The following is a 14,630-nucleotide window of genomic DNA, read 5'->3' as shown; positions in this document are numbered from 1 at the left end:
TCCCCCGGCGAGTTGCATATCAAGCCAACACAGGCTTTTTAATGAGGATTTCGAAACCCAGCGCACCCATGCCGGAGCTGGGGCTGGTCACTACCGTGCAGTGGTCCAGACCGGCCTCGACGACCAGCGCGCGCGCTTCTTCGAGGGTGACTTTTTCTTCAACATGGGTCGGTGGATAACCCACTGAAGCGCGCATTTGAGTGAATTTCTCCAGCAAGTCGGGGGCGACGTCGCGGCGCATGTCGTGCACCAGGCCAACTCCGCCCGGCTGCAGTACGCGATACATCTCCGTCAGGCTTTTCACCTTGTCCGGCAAGTGATGCAAGGTGGCGCGGCTGACAGCCATTGTCAGACTGTTGTCCGCGAAGGGCAGGTCCAGGGCGTCGCCCACCTTGAGTTCGATGGCATCGCTCAGGCCCAAGGCTTCGATGCGCGGTCGGCCACCTTCGAGCATGGTTTCGTCCAGATCGAGGCCGATGAAATGCCAGCCCTTTAATACGGGGTCAGCCGCCAGGCGCACCGGGACCACGACGGTGGCGGTGCCGATATCGACCAGAGCGCCGGGCTGCAAGTCGCGGGCAATCTGGCGGATGCGGGTGACGAACAACACATCCCAGGGTTCCAGTGCTTGCGAGGCAAAGCGGTCGTACTCGTCGGCAGGTCGTAGATTTTTCAATAACATGTAAACGTTCTCGTCGTGGATGGCGTTGGAAGAAGATTCAGCGTTTGAATATCAGGTGCGGCTTGCTCGTGTCTTGTCCTACAGCCAACCCACTGGCACGGTGGCCAACAACTTGCGCGCGGCTTTGCTGTTCACACCGAAAGCAGGGCGATCACGCCGCTCGATGGCATGCGCGACCATGGCAGCCACCCGGCCACAGAGCCCCAGGCCAACACTCCAGCGGGCCTGCGTCACGCCGAGATCGAGCAGGGCCGCGGCGGTGATGAAATCTATATTCGGACGTAAGCCCTTACGTTCCAGGACGTGGGCACAGACGACGTCGAAGATCTCCAGGTAGCGCCCCCCGAAGCCCCATTTGGCAAACAGGTCACTGATATGCGGCGGCCGTGGATCCTGCACAAACAGCGGATGGCCGAAGCCGAATAGCAAGTTGCCCGGTTGATCCAGCGCGTGGTCGACCGCTTGCCGTATGTCCGCATGGCTGTCTTGTGCACGGATGGTCATGAGCCAGGTCATTGCCTCTTCTGCTGCGCCGACATGTTTCGGTCCGCTGGCCATGAAACCGGCCGCCACGGCCTGCGCAAGGGTGACGCCGGTGCCGATGGCGGTACGGGGAACCAGCACCGTCGGCGTGATGTAGCCGAAACCGGCGTGCCAGGCCACCAGCAAGGCGTCGACGACACGAATGGATACTGGATCGATATGGGGCGCACCCATTGCAGTCAACACGGCCTCGGCGTGCTGGGTTGATGGTGCGCCGGGGGCTGCATACCCGAGCGCCGCGTGCAGGAAGTGCGGGGTTGAGGCAACGCTGATTAGGCCCAGGATGAAATCCTGATGCGTGGGCAAACCGCGCGCGGTCGCTTCGCTCAGGGCGATAGTTTCCAGCGCTGCCAGATCGCCGAGCAGGCCGCAGGCTGCGGCTTGAACGATGCCTGCACCGCTGTCGGCGACGGCTTCGATACCACGCCGATAGGCGGGGGCTTGCGACAGGTGGTCGGCAATGTGCACCAGCACGGCATCAACGGCCTGGCTCTGTGCAGTGGACGGCATGCTGCCAAACCACGCCAGCCATAGTGCAGTGGGGAAGTCGACGATGCCGATCAGGTCATTGAGGTTGCGACCCCTGACCCACAGGCCTTCATTTGGCTCAATCGTGGCACCGTCGATATTAGTGCCGCGATACAGCGTGCGCGGTCCGCCAAACAGGCTCTGCGGCGATGCAGGTGTCGGAGTGTCTGTCTGTACCAACTCATCAAGCCCAATGCTGCAGTGAGCGACCAGCAGGTTTTCCAGGGTGTGGGCGTGTTGCGTAACCGTCGGCAGGATGTTGGCGAAAAAATAGTGCGCGGTTTTGACCTTGCCACGGTAAAAAGCGGCTTCTTCGGCACTCTGTGGCTGGAGCAACTGACGCTCTGCCAGGCAGGCCGATTCAAGCAGCACCCAGGCGCTGGCGGTGAGGCCGATCATTTCCAGAAAGCGGGTATAGAACTGGCTGGTTTCGTGGGTGCGGCCTGCACGCACGTGCTCATTGATACGTGAAAGCGCCTGCTCAACGGCGAGCATGGCGTTTTCCAGTGCCGGGAATGTGTCGTGCAGTTCAGCACTGACAGCCATTTTGCTGCTCAAAAAGGCATCCAGTTCTTCACGCAGAAACTTGATCAGGCGTGAGTTCCTGCCAAATCCCAGCTTGTCGCGCACCAAGTCCTGAGACTGGATGTAGTTAGTGCCTTCCCAGATCGACAGGATTTTTACGTCGCGCGCATTTTGCTCGACAGGGTAAGCATCGGTGTAGCCGATGCCGCCATGCACTTGTATCGCCAGTTCGCAGATTTTCCAGGCTTGGTCCGAGACAAAAGCCTTGCACACCGGGGTGAACAACAGCACCAGCTTGCGGTATTTCTCGACTTGGGCTTCGTCCAGTACCGCCTCGGCTTCCAGGGCAAACGCCTGGGTCGAGGCGCCGGTCAATTTGCCGAGCAGCCCACGGCAGCCCTCTACCCGAGCCTTCATTTCCAGCAGCATGCGCTGTACATCAGCGTGTTCGATGATGGCCTGAGGGGGAGCGCTGGCATCGGACGTTCGACTGATGGCGCGGCCCTGGATCCGTTTACCGGCGAAATCCACTGAATGCAGATAGGCGCTGGAAGCCAGACCCAGGCCGATAATCGCCGTGCTCATACGCGCCTGATTCATCAAGGGCACCAGTTGCAGCAAGCCGGCATTCTTGCGGTCGCCCAGCAGCACAGCGCGGGTAGTGCCGCTTCGACCAAACACCAGGTGGGTATTGGCGCAGCCCTTCAATCCCATTTTGCGCAGCAATGACGTGCACTCGACGTGGTTGTCTTCCAACTCACCGGTCACCGGGTTGGGCCAGAAACGCGGCACTAGCAGGCAGGACAGGGAGTAGGAGGTCGAGGTCGTGGTATTGATGCGGCCCAAGACAAAATAAACGGTGTTTTCAGTCAGCGAATGCATGCCCGCCGAGATGTAGACTTTTTCGCCGCTGACGGCGTATTCGCCGTTTTCAAGAGGCTTTGCGAGGGTGGTGACAGCGGTCAGATCGCTGCCCGCCTGCTGCTCGGTGGCGCAGAAACACGCGTCCCAATCGTAGTGCTGAAGCTTGCGCAAGTACGTTGCCTTTTGCGCTGCGCTACCGTGCAGCTTCAATAGTTTGATGGCCGGAAAATTGAAGCCGCCGTAGGTCATGAACGCCGGGTTGGCACCCATGAACATTTCCTGAATGGTTTGCCGGATCAGGGGTGGCATGGAGGGTTGCTGCGATTCGCTGTCGTTGCCCAGCACCTGAATCCACTCAGCCTTATAGCGTTGCCAAAGCCCGTGGAATTCCTTGGGGATTTCGACTGTGCCGTTTTCCAGCAAGCGGCATTCCTGTCGGTCGGAGGCTTGATAGGCGTTGCCTAACTCATAAGCGAACGCCCTGGCGCGCTCCAGCAAGGCATCGTAGTAGGCACGACTCTTGTCGTTGAACGGTGCCCGTGCGAGAAACTGCTGGTCGGTTTTATGCAGTTCCCACAAAAAAAAGCGAAGCTCACGCAGGCTGACTTTATAAGCAGACATAGGTTTTCCTGATTAATAAGCGGTTTGAATCTTGATTCAGGCGCCAGCCTGTATCTCGGCCACAATGGCGCCAGCGGTGCCGCACAACGCTGCATCCCATAGCAAGGCGGTGGCCGTTTTACCCTGAGGGAGGGTGGCACGCAGGCGCATTAGCGACAGCAAGGGGGCCGCGCTTGAGTGGTGAGGTCGGGCACCGAATTCGAAATGTCGCTCTTGCGCAATGCCCAGTTCGCGACTGACGCCGAGGGTGAAGCTGTCGCTGAATCCCGCCGGCAACACCCAATCGATATCGCTGGCTTTCAGGCCGGAACGTTCGATGGCCGTTTGCGCTGCGCTTACCGCCATCGGATGCAGGCGTTCAGCCTGGGCGGCAGGCGTCAGTTTCCAGGGGTTGTCAATGGCCGAGCCATAGTGCATCGCTGAGGCGCGTATGGCCCCCCAGCCTGACGGCGTCTGAGCCTCGCCATCGAGCAAGATGGCGGCTGCGCCGTCGCCATACACCACCAGATCACCCCAGGCGCGAAAGAAGGGGTAAAGCCACTTATCGGACGCCACCAACAGCACTTTGCCGCCGAGACTGACCAGCGCTTCGATCATGGTCAGTGCGTTGAATACCCCGGCAGTGCCCGACTGGCCGATGGCGAAAGGCAACGCTTTGGGCAAACCCAGTGCATGCTGGATACGGCCTGCGACCGATTCGTTAATGCGTTGGTTAAGGGCGGTATTGGTCACCACTATGTGGGTCACTTGTGCCAGCGTTTCTGGCGCAACCTGTTGGCGCAAGAGCGCTACCGCTTCCAGTGCCAGGTCGGCACAGCTTTGCAAGGGGGGCGCTACGGGCAACGCGATGCTCGCCGTAGGGAGCAGCCGACGCTCCTCTTCGGCGTCGATTCTGCCCTTGCCGCGAGGCATGGAAAAGACAGCCGTCTTGTACAACAGATGGCCATAGCCGATGTTTTTTTCCTGGGCTTGTACCGCTCGGAACGGGGTCGTATCGGGAACGTGAGAAGCGATAGCGCGAATTCGAAGCATGAGGCTATTCCGTGACCGTAAGTGGGGAGGAGAAAAACTCGGAAAACTGCTGTTTAAGCTGCTTTCGGTCGATCTTGCCGTTCGGATTTCGCGGTAAAGGCGAGTCATGCAAGGACACATGCAGCGGCACCATATAGGTCGGCAGTTTGTCCCTGCATAGCTTGATCAGTGCCGGGGTCGTGATCTGTCGGTGCGGGTGGGCGAACAGGCTGATGATGATGGCTTCGCCCAGTTGTGGGTGCGGCACACCAAACGCTGCCGCTTCGGTCACTTCATCCAGGGCAAACAGGACTTCTTCGACTTCGGTGGGGCTGACGCGATAACCGGAGGTCTTGATCATGTCGTCGCTGCGCGCAACGAAATACAGATAATCGTCTTGGTCGCGGTAGACGATATCGCCCGACCAGACCGCTGTTTCGGTGCGCAAAATCTGCCGGTCCGGGCGAACCCAGGGACGAAAGCGTTGAGCGGTCAGTTCTGGGTCATTCCAGTACCCGAGGGTGACGAACGCCCCCCGGTGCACCAATTCTCCGTGCTCTCCAGCAGCACATTCAGTGCCGTTGGGGCGCAACACGCGAATATCGGCGTTGGGCACTGCCTTGCCGATGGAGTCGGGCCGCGTGACGGCCGCTTCCGGCGGCAGGTAGGTCGAACGGAAAGCCTCAGTCAAGCCGTACATCAAGTAGGGCAGCGCATTGGGAAATGCGCGTTTGAGTTTTTCCAGCAAAGGGGGAGGCATATGCCCGCCGGTATTGGCAAAGCAGCGAATGCGTGCGCCGGCAGGTTGAGGCCACTGTACGGACGCCAGTTGCATCCACAGTGGCGGCACGCCGGTAATCACGGTGACGCCATGGGCTTCACAGAACGTCGGGACTTCGCCTGCTTGCAGGAAATCCAGCGGCGCGTAGCAAGCACCGCTGACCAGCGCTGTGGTCAACTGGCTAAGCCCGGCATCGAAGCTCAGGGGCAATATGCCCAGGATGACGTCATCGGCCTGCAAGCGCAGATAGTGAGCGACGCTATAGGCGCCCGACACCAGATTACGTTGCGACAGCACCACGCCCTTGGGTCGTCCCGTTGAGCCGGAGGTGTACAAAATGGCAGCAGGGTCACTGTCGGTGACGGTGCTATGTGGGTTGACAGGCGCCGTATCGGGCGGCGTGTTCAAGTTGTCGGGCTGTAGTTTTTCCAGTGACCAGGTATCGAGTTCGATATCCGTCAACGCCGCCTCGATACGTCTGAGGCGTGGGCCCGTACTGATGAGCAAGCGAGCACCGCTGTCCAGCAGGATGTGGCGTGCCTGTTGCTCTTTGAGTTGAGGGTTGATGGGCACCAGGATCGCACCCCGGGCATTGATTGCCAGGAACGTGACGATGGTTTCGTACTGCTTGCCCGCATAGACAGCGACGCGATCGCCCGCTTGCACGCCGTTATAAGCCAGCCTCTTTGCGGTCAGGCGCACGTCCTCCAGCAGTTCTGAATAAGTCACTGTCTTTGCGCCCTGCGCAAATGCACGGCGGTCGCCATGCTGGTGGGCGCTGTCCTGCAAAAGGTCGTACAAACTGATGTGGGCGGTCATGGTGACGTCCCTAGGATTGGTGGATATAGGTGTGTGCCGGACCTTGCGAGAGAAAAGCGCTGACGCTGTAGGTCTGGTTATAGGCGCCGCAGTTCTCGAAGATCACCAGGTCGCCCACGCTCGGCGGGGCCGACACGTCATGGCGCCAGCCGATCACGTCGGCGCGGCTGCAAGTACTGCCCACGAACTGGGTCGGCAACAGTGGCGCGTCAGTCGGCGCCTGCTGGCGCCGCAGCAGGCGCGGCTGCGCGTAGTTCTTCAACATGGATTCAGTTTTGGCCAGCAAGAAGTTGTGGCTCAGGCCACCGTCGCAGATTGCAACGTAGCGTTCACCCAGTGCTTTGACTGAACGCACGCGGGTCACGAAGGTGCCTGCGCCAGCGAAGACTCCGCGTCCGGACTCGTGAATGACCTTGAAGTCTTTGTGCAGCGGTGCAATACGCTGGCGATAAGCGTCAAACGTCTGCGTCTGGCTATGGAAGTGCTCTGAGAAACCTCCACCGACGTTAAGAAACTCAACCGGCATGCCGGTGAGGCGTGCTATTTGCGGCGCAAAGGCAGCGAGCGCGTAGGCAAGGGCGGCAGAATCGGTAGCCTTGTCATCGATGTGAAAGGCATTGGAACCCGCAAAGGTATGCAGGCCTGCGATGGGCACGTTGGCCTGAGCCAATGCAACCGTCGCCAGTAAAGCATCGTTGCGACTCATGCCGAAATGGTCCGCCAACTGTTTGCCCGAGCCGACCAGGTGACCCGCATTCAGGCGCAATACCGTTTGCGGCGGGGCCTGTTTACCGATGACGCGAATCAGTCTCTGCGCCTGCTCCAGGCTGTCGATAATGAACGTGCAGCGAGATGCCAGGGCCGCACGCATGAAATCTTCATCCATGGACGGATTGTTAACGTATTTGGGGGTGTTGATGCGACCCGCCACAATATCGAGTTCACCCTGGCTGGCCAGCTCAACACCGTCGACGAACGCGTGGCCGCAACGGATCAACAGATCCAGATTGGGGTTGGCCTTGAGCGACACAATCAACGGTGTACCCAACCGCTCGCGTAAATCAGCGTAACGGGTCATCACGACAGTGGGGTCGAGTACATAGCACGGCGTTTTCAGATTCAGCAGCCATGGGTCGGTCGTTGCTGCGTCGCCACTGACCGGAGAGAAGGCGGGGGTCATGGTCATTTCAATTCACCGGATGAAGGGTCAAGGCCGAAAACGAACCGTTGTCCGATTCCGTTATGTTCATCAGGTGCGCCCCCGCATCGACCTTGCTTAAGCCAATATCGGCAAGGTTGATGGCCAGGTCCGAGCCAAAGGAGTGACCCTTGTTCAGGATGTTGTCGCTATAGAGCGTGGAGGCAGGAATCGCCATGGCGTTACAAAAGGCGTTCCAGCCAGAGTGGTTGGAGTTGTAAGGCAAAATGCAGGAAAAATCGCTTAGCGACATGCCACAGTCGGCCACGGCTTCCATCATGACTTTGCGGGTGTAGTGCCACTCCAGATTGAACATTTCCTTTTTCACCGCGTTATTGGTCACGGAGCCCAGGTACCAGCTGCCATAGTTGCGCACGGCCGTTGCACCGACCCGGTTACGCCGGCTGTTACGGGTCACCAGCAAGCACCCCGCGCCATCACTTAATATGCTCGCCTGCAACACCCGGTAGCGTTCAATAAAGACGCGGTCGGACGACACGATCAGCACCGAGTGCAATTGGCTATGTACATTCATCAACGCCTTGGCCATCTGAATGGCGACGCTGATCGACGAGCAATTGAGCTGTGCGATCGAGCCGGCCCAGATAGGCTTGATGCCGAAGGCCGTGGCCACTTCCAGGGGCAGACTGCGTGGCGCCGGCGGTATGCTGAAGAGCCCGGTATGCACATGGATCAGTGCACCGATGTCGCTGCCCTTGAAGCCTTGTTCTTCTTGCAGGCGAGCGACAGCGCGCTTTGCCAGCTCGACCTCGTCGATGTCCGGTGCCACATGGAAATAACGGCAACCCGCATTGCGAATCATGTCTATGCGCTCGGCTGGCAACTTGTATTGCTGAGCCCAGTCATTGATGTCCTGGCGTTCGCCGGGCAGTTCGTAAGCGGCGGCTTCAATACCGATCGTGTAGGGGGCGCAGTTGTGTGTTGCCGCGGTAGTTGGGGACGTCATGTCTGTCTTCCTGTTAAGCCGGCATTGGCATGGCGGCGTAGTCCAGCACTCTGAGCTTTTCAAAGGCATCGCTTACACGGGGCGTCAGCAAACCCATTTCACGGATGGTCGGCACCAGCCGGCGGAAAATGGAACGGCGCATGGAGTTGGCCACTTCCGAACTCCTGACCAGGTGGCTGCACTCTTTTTTGGATAAGCCCATCGGCTCCCATATGTCGTCGGCGCACAGGTGTTCGTACAAGGTGTAAGCCCCTTCAACTACAAACTCTTCGCGTTCCTTGCGTTCAGTGCTGCTCATTTCCTTGTACACGCTGCCCAGCGTGATACGGCCAATGGCGAAGTGGCGTGCTTCATCGCGCTGAATGCGAGTCATCAAGTCTTTGATGAAAGGGTCCTTGGTGTAGGCGACCATGCTTTGAAACAGTGACAGCGCAATGCCCTCGACCAGCACTTGCATGCCCAGATTGGTCATGTCGAGTTTGTCGGTGGTAATGGTGTCTTGCAGCAGGCCTTTAAGCGCCTTGCTCATGGGGTAGCTGATGGGCAGCTTGTTATTCACCAGGCGACCGAATGCTTCAATGTGACGGGCTTCATCGATGATTTGCCCGGCGGCACACAGACGGGCCGAGAGGCTTTCTTCGGCCACTGCCAGTTTCGATGCGCAAATCAGGGCAGCCTGTTCACCGTGCAGGACCTGTGACAGGGTCCAGCCTTGGGAGTGATGGCGAATCTCGGCTCGGTTTTGTTCATTCATCTTGTTCCAGACATCGGTGCCGTAGATCAGCAATGTGCCGTCCGGCATGCCCAGTGGATTGTCTGGATTGAGCTCGTAGCTCCAATCGATGTCGGTGTTGACATCCCATTGGTTGGCCTTGGTTTTCTGGTACAGCGCATTCAAGCTGTCATCGCTGAAATCGTAGGTCTGAGACATGTAAGCCTCGACCGAGAAATTCCACTTGATCGGCTCGCCATCATCCACTGTCTGTTTGTGCTCTGTTTGCATGATCACCCCTGTACGTGCGTGCGTGTCGGTTGAGAGGTCGTGAACGGCTCATGCTCAGGTGATGGGCACACCTGTGCGGCGAGGTAGTCCAGGTCGGGTAAGAACCACTGGGTGATGGCGGGCGTTTGTGCGGTATTCCAGGCTGCAATGTGCAGGAGGTTATCGCCGCCGTCCCACAGGTCGCGCCGGATCTGTTCGGCGCTGATCCAGACCACCGGCGTCTGTATCTGGCGCGCCCAGAACAAGGCCTCATTGCATAAATGAGCGCCCATCGTCACGCGTGGATCGAGCAGGTTTTTTGGCAAGGCAAGGTCGATGGAAGGCATGCGTACTTGCGCAAAGAGCAGCGTTTGTTCACCGCAGTTATCCCAAATGCGCCGGGCCAGCGTGGACAGCAGGGTGTAGTACTGTTGGTTGTTGACCAGTACCGGCGTTGGATTGTCGTGTGCGTACACACTTCGGCGTGCATAGTCTTGCGTTTCGAACAGAGGCAGGTTGCGAGCCGAACAAGGGATCGCCAAGTGGTGATCCGGGTTGCGCTGCAACAGCAGGGAACAGGTTTGCGCGCTCATCACATTTCACCTTCCAATGCATAGTGCAGATCGGGTGCGAGCGTTATCTGGGCAATCGAGAAATAGCCATTCATTGCCAGCGAAGAAACGATGCAGTCGCTGCCGGGGTGTGCTGAACCCGCGCCAAGCTCGCCCAGTAGCGAAAGCCAGGGGTCGCTGCCGAAGGAATGACCGAATCGTTGATAGTGGTCGGCATGCACGCAAGCAGTGTCGAAGCACTTGAACAGTGCGCGGCGCGACATCTCTGGGAAAAACGGTACCGCGATGCCTAAACCAGGTCGGCTTTCGGTGAAACTGCGCAGGTTTCTTCCTAATTGCAGCAGCGCATTCGCCTGGCTTGAAGTGCCGATGAGCAGCATATTTTGGGCCTCTGGGATCACGTCAATCACTAACGTGCAGATGCCAAAACCGGATTTCCCCCACCGGTTGTTGCCTAACCAGTAAGTAAAATTGTGGATGTCCGTATCGACAATCTGCAGCAACAGCCTGCGACGACCATTGAACTGCGCCTTCTTCTGCATGTAACGCAGGATGAAACCCCAGCCAGTGCACTCATAGGCGTTGGTTATCCAGTCAGGGCGGCGCCCGTATTGGGTGGCTATCTCATCCTGGAAATAGCGTGCATGTGGCGAACCGTCAGCCAAAAACTGTGACAGCACGGTAGAACTCACCACGTAGTCGTCGATAGGGCCTGCGGCGCTTGCATGACGGCAAGCCTCATCGCCTACCCACTGCCCCAGCATCAACGCTGCATCCTCCAGGCTGACCTGGGACGCCACAAAGGGCGTTTCTGTGCGCCGGTAAGCGACCGTATGGACCCTGAAAGCCGGGACGGTGCCAAGCGACGGCGTTGATGCTAAGGGCTGCGAGTTCGACATGGTGAGCTTCTGGTATGAGGGTGGCTGGCGATCAAGCGACTTGTTGCTGATGCAACTGCGTGTCGATTTGCTCCAGGGTGGTGTACTGCGTGATGTTGAGTTGCTCAGGATCAATGGATCCGTAGAGCTGTTCGCAATAGACGATCAGCTCAACCACATTGAGTGAATCGATACCCAGCTCGCCCAAGCCGACATGGGTATCAACGCTTTCGATATTGAGGATCTTGGCGGCTTCCTTCTTCAGAAGTTCCAGAGTGTTGAGGCTTTCAGTCGTCGTAGTCATAGTTGTTTCTCTTTGAGTTAGAGCGGTTTAAAGGGAGGTGGATACAGGCTTGGCCACGCGCATGCTGGCGCGCAATTCGTGATAACAGCGGTAAGAACTGCCTTCCATTTTGGTAAACGCCAGCAGGTCACGCTGGTCGAGAAAGCTCGCCACGGCGCCACGGCTGACCAGATGCAAAAGCAGTTCGTTTGAGGCGAGTTTCAGTGCCAGCACGCGGTGCACGTCTTCGCTCTCGTAGCGGTCTGCGAGCGTCTTGGTGCGGGCGGCGGCGGCAATGAAGTCGCGTGAAGCGCGTTCGTCCGGCGTCAGTTCGAGGCGCCCTTGACTTGCCAGCCAGTCAACATGGGCCATCAGTGCGCGCACCAGAAAAGGCCGTACCGTTGTCAGGTATTTATTGAGTACCGCCGGGCCGCCCACTTTGAGGCGATCCTCTTGGGAAACCTGCACCGTGCCCTTGACGTTCCCCAGCTGCACGACATCGCCGAGAAAGGGTTCGCCGCAGAGGCTTCGCTTGAGTGTCTTGTATTGCTCGGGCCAGACCAGAAAGGCCGACGGGAAAAACGAGCCAGGCGTGCGGGCGGCAACAATTGCCATGCCATCAAGGTTGGCGTACATGCCCCAGACCTTGTCGATGTGCAGCTTGAAACCATCACCTTCCGGCTGGGCGACAGTGCGCCAGCTAGTGAGTGTAGGGCCGCCGGCATCACTCATCAGGAAACGCAGGGCGCTGCCGGCATCAATGCTGGCGCGTGCCCGTTCATATTGATCCGGCGTCAGGAACAGCGAAAACAAATGGGCGAAGTTCTGCATGAATGATCGATAGTGCAACGCCAGCCCTTCTTGCTGAATGCGTTCCAGAATAGATTCCAACTCATGGGTCGGCTGTGACAGGGCCACCGAGGGCCGGTTTAATTGCTCGGCAGACTCAAAGTTGTGCATCGTCTGCGAAATCAACATGTCGGAATCCATCAGTCGCACGCAAGCGCGCGAAATGATCTGGATCAACTGAGCAGGAAGTTCGCCATATATAGATAAGCGGTGAAGAACCGGTTGTGCACACACATTCAATAATGAATGGCGTGACGAACCCGTCTCCCCACCTTGCGTCAAAGTGTGCATAGTGAGTGATCCAGTATTTAAGTTGCAGTGCGTCAGCGTTTGGATGTAACTGGCGTGGTTAGTCGTTAACTCACAAGCTGCGCTATATCGGTCTTGTCGTTATTGTTCACTACGGTTTGCAGATAAATAGTTCGACACTCCAGGCGCTTGAGTTTATTGCTGGTCGTGCGTGGCAAACTTCCGGGGGGGACGAAGTTAATGGCATGGGCGCCAAATCCAAACTTGTCGCGCAACTGGTTTTGAAGTTGGGTGCGCAGTTCCAGTTGGTTCTGCTTGGCGTCAAGCTCAACCAGAATGGCCAGGCTCTCGGTTCTCTGTGCCTCGTCGTAGATACCGAAGGCTGCTATTGCATTACCCCCGCTTGCCAATAAAGGGTGTAAGGCAATGACGTCTTCAATTTCATGGGGGAAATAATTACTGCCACGGATGATGATGAGTTCTTTCTTGCGCCCGAGTACAAATAAGTGTTCATCCACTCGATAGCCTATATCCCCGGTCGCAAACCAGTCGCCGCTTTGGTAATGCTCGGTCTGGCCTTCGGCGGGCAAATAGCCGGACATGACAGAAGTCCCACGTATGAAAATTTCACCCACTTCGCGGTCTTTAGCGTCGGAATTGTCCAAGGCCCTTACCGCTACTTGCATCCCGCTAATCGGCCGACCCATCGACAGTACGGTTTCTACCCTGCGGCTGTTATCGTCGGCGCGGCGTGCTTGCCAATGGTCAATCACCGAGCCGGAGTCGATACGGTCAGAAATCACGTAAGAGAGCGCCTGCTCATCGTAATTAAAGTTCGTATTATGCATGGTCACCGCCAGCGTCGATTCCGCCATGCCGTAACAGGGTTGCAGCGCAGAACGTGAAAGACCGTGGGGCGAGAATGTCTGTGCAAAGTCCCTCAGGCAGACTTCATCGACCCTTTCGGCGCCGACAAAGATATTGCGCAACTTGCTTAGATCGACATCTTTCATTGACGCTTCGCGGTAACGGCGAATGCAATACTGCAGGGCGAACGTCGGCGCAGCCGTGGTGGTTGTGCCAAAGCTGGACATGCGTTTGAGCCAGCCAAGCGGGTTGCGAATAAAACTGGCCGGCTGCATCAAGAGCAGAGGTGCCTGGTAATACAGGTTCGACAATAGTGTCACCAGGCCCATGTCGTGATGCAGCGGCAGCCAGGAAGCGGAGGCGTCGCCGCGGTCGGCACTGTAGCCAACGACACCGCCGATACCGCGCACATTGGCGATGACATTGCGATGACTCAGGATGGCTGCCTTGGGGCGACCGGTCGAGCCCGAGGTCAGTTGCACATGATGGCCGCTGTCCGCTTGGCAGCGTTCCAGGCGGCTTGGAAAACCTGCGCTGGCCGCGACTCTCACTTCTGCGCTCGAGATCACACGTACAGGCATTTGAGCAAGCAAACTCTGAAGTGCGGGTGCGTTGCTTTCGGATGCGATCAGCAGGCGCGGTGCAAATAACTGACAGGCAACATATATCTGGTTGCGCGGTGAGTCTGCCATTAATCTTCCAGGCAATGCGACTGTGCAAGGCAAGGCGCCTATCAGAACGCACCCAGTCAATAGCAACAAGTGATCGATAGATGCAGGCAGGGCAAGAATAACCAGGTCATTACGAACAACACCCAATTCGGTCAGGGCTGAAGAAACCGCCAACGCTTGTTGTGCCAACGTCGCATATGAAATGCTTTTTTCTTCCCCGTTCTCTTCTATGACAGTAATTTCTCGCAGTGCGCTGTGCTGTGGGTTTTCCAAGGCGCACACAATAGCATCGATCATTGTTTCCAATTGATGATCTCCGGGAAGTCAATCAAACAAGTTTGTGAAATATTAAAAATTCAATACAACGTTCGAATGAGCCTGCAAACCTGTAGTGCCCGGTGCGAGTGACTCTAAGGTATGAAATAGTGTTTGTAAATATGTCGACTGAAACTTTCATCATCTTTCATGTTTGCTGCGCTTTGCGTTAATGCCGGTTTTTTAAGTGGGTGTTAGAGTTGTTTAAGTTTCTAAACATTTGGTGGATTGAATTGGAAGTTTTGTATTTAGGCGATAGAGGTCGCTGTTTGTTTTTGTAATACATGTCGGCTATTTGTTCTTGTGCGTAGGCGCGGTCATGTCTTTGGGTTGATGCAGAATAAACCGGGTTTTAAAGTTGTCGTTTATACGCGTTGCCTAAGTATTTTAATAAGGGTCACGTTCTTCAGTGTTCAAGCATTCTA

General features: G+C 57.2%; 12 protein-coding genes. All 12 read right to left on the bottom strand.

What is annotated here, in order from left to right:
• Window positions 1-19: 19 nt before the first annotated feature.
• The 12 genes from EQV93_RS03390 to EQV93_RS03335 all read right to left on the bottom strand — a co-directional run bounded on the left by EQV93_RS03390 (window position 20) and on the right by EQV93_RS03335 (window position 14,187).
• Complete coding sequence (locus EQV93_RS03390; RefSeq protein ID WP_122782076.1) at window positions 20-682, bottom strand: class I SAM-dependent methyltransferase; 663 nt, start codon at window positions 680-682, stop codon at window positions 20-22.
• 78 nt (window positions 683-760) lie between these two features.
• Entirely contained in the window at window positions 761-3,763 is a 3,003-nt protein-coding gene (locus EQV93_RS03385) for a citrate/2-methylcitrate synthase (protein WP_240890877.1), read from the bottom strand.
• Between the two features lie 36 nt (window positions 3,764-3,799).
• A complete protein-coding gene (locus EQV93_RS03380) occupies window positions 3,800-4,795 on the bottom strand; it encodes a hypothetical protein (protein ID WP_146384554.1) in 996 nt (331 codons plus the stop codon).
• A 4-nt stretch (window positions 4,796-4,799) separates the two neighbouring features.
• Complete coding sequence (locus tag EQV93_RS03375; protein WP_240890876.1) at window positions 4,800-6,374, bottom strand: acyl-CoA ligase (AMP-forming), exosortase A system-associated; 1,575 nt, start codon at window positions 6,372-6,374, stop codon at window positions 4,800-4,802.
• A 10-nt stretch (window positions 6,375-6,384) separates the two neighbouring features.
• Window positions 6,385-7,560 carry a PLP-dependent decarboxylase gene (locus EQV93_RS03370; protein ID WP_240890875.1) on the bottom strand — a complete coding sequence of 392 codons (1,176 nt, stop codon included), beginning with the start codon at window positions 7,558-7,560 and terminating at the stop codon, window positions 6,385-6,387.
• Between the two features lies 1 nt (window position 7,561).
• Window positions 7,562-8,539 (bottom strand): 3-oxoacyl-ACP synthase, encoded by a 978-nt coding sequence (locus EQV93_RS03365; protein ID WP_122782071.1) that lies wholly within the window; start codon window positions 8,537-8,539, stop codon window positions 7,562-7,564.
• Between the two features lie 13 nt (window positions 8,540-8,552).
• Window positions 8,553-9,542 carry a ferritin-like domain-containing protein gene (locus EQV93_RS03360; RefSeq protein ID WP_122782070.1) on the bottom strand — a complete coding sequence of 330 codons (990 nt, stop codon included), beginning with the start codon at window positions 9,540-9,542 and terminating at the stop codon, window positions 8,553-8,555.
• A gap of 2 nt (window positions 9,543-9,544) precedes the next feature.
• Window positions 9,545-10,114 (bottom strand): hypothetical protein, encoded by a 570-nt coding sequence (locus EQV93_RS03355; protein ID WP_122782069.1) that lies wholly within the window; start codon window positions 10,112-10,114, stop codon window positions 9,545-9,547.
• The gene (locus tag EQV93_RS03350; protein WP_240890874.1) at window positions 10,114-10,992 is read right to left on the bottom strand and encodes a hypothetical protein; all 879 of its coding nucleotides are present in this window, start codon (window positions 10,990-10,992) and stop codon (window positions 10,114-10,116) included. Before EQV93_RS03350 ends, EQV93_RS03355 begins: the two co-directional genes overlap by 1 nt.
• Window positions 10,993-11,023: 31 nt before the next feature.
• On the bottom strand, window positions 11,024-11,275 hold the full coding sequence (locus tag EQV93_RS03345; protein WP_122782068.1) for an acyl carrier protein: 252 nt from the start codon (window positions 11,273-11,275) through the stop codon (window positions 11,024-11,026).
• A gap of 27 nt (window positions 11,276-11,302) precedes the next feature.
• Complete coding sequence (locus EQV93_RS03340; protein ID WP_240890873.1) at window positions 11,303-12,232, bottom strand: hypothetical protein; 930 nt, start codon at window positions 12,230-12,232, stop codon at window positions 11,303-11,305.
• 227 nt (window positions 12,233-12,459) lie between these two features.
• The gene (locus EQV93_RS03335; RefSeq protein WP_240890897.1) at window positions 12,460-14,187 is read right to left on the bottom strand and encodes an AMP-binding protein; all 1,728 of its coding nucleotides are present in this window, start codon (window positions 14,185-14,187) and stop codon (window positions 12,460-12,462) included.
• Window positions 14,188-14,630 lie beyond the last annotated feature (443 nt).

This window comes from Pseudomonas sp. TMW22091 (genome assembly GCF_022496705.1).
Taxonomy (GTDB): domain Bacteria; phylum Pseudomonadota; class Gammaproteobacteria; order Pseudomonadales; family Pseudomonadaceae; genus Aquipseudomonas; species Aquipseudomonas saxonica.
The sequence above is the reverse complement of the archived record's forward strand: the minus strand, read 5'-3'. Positions and strand labels throughout refer to the sequence as shown.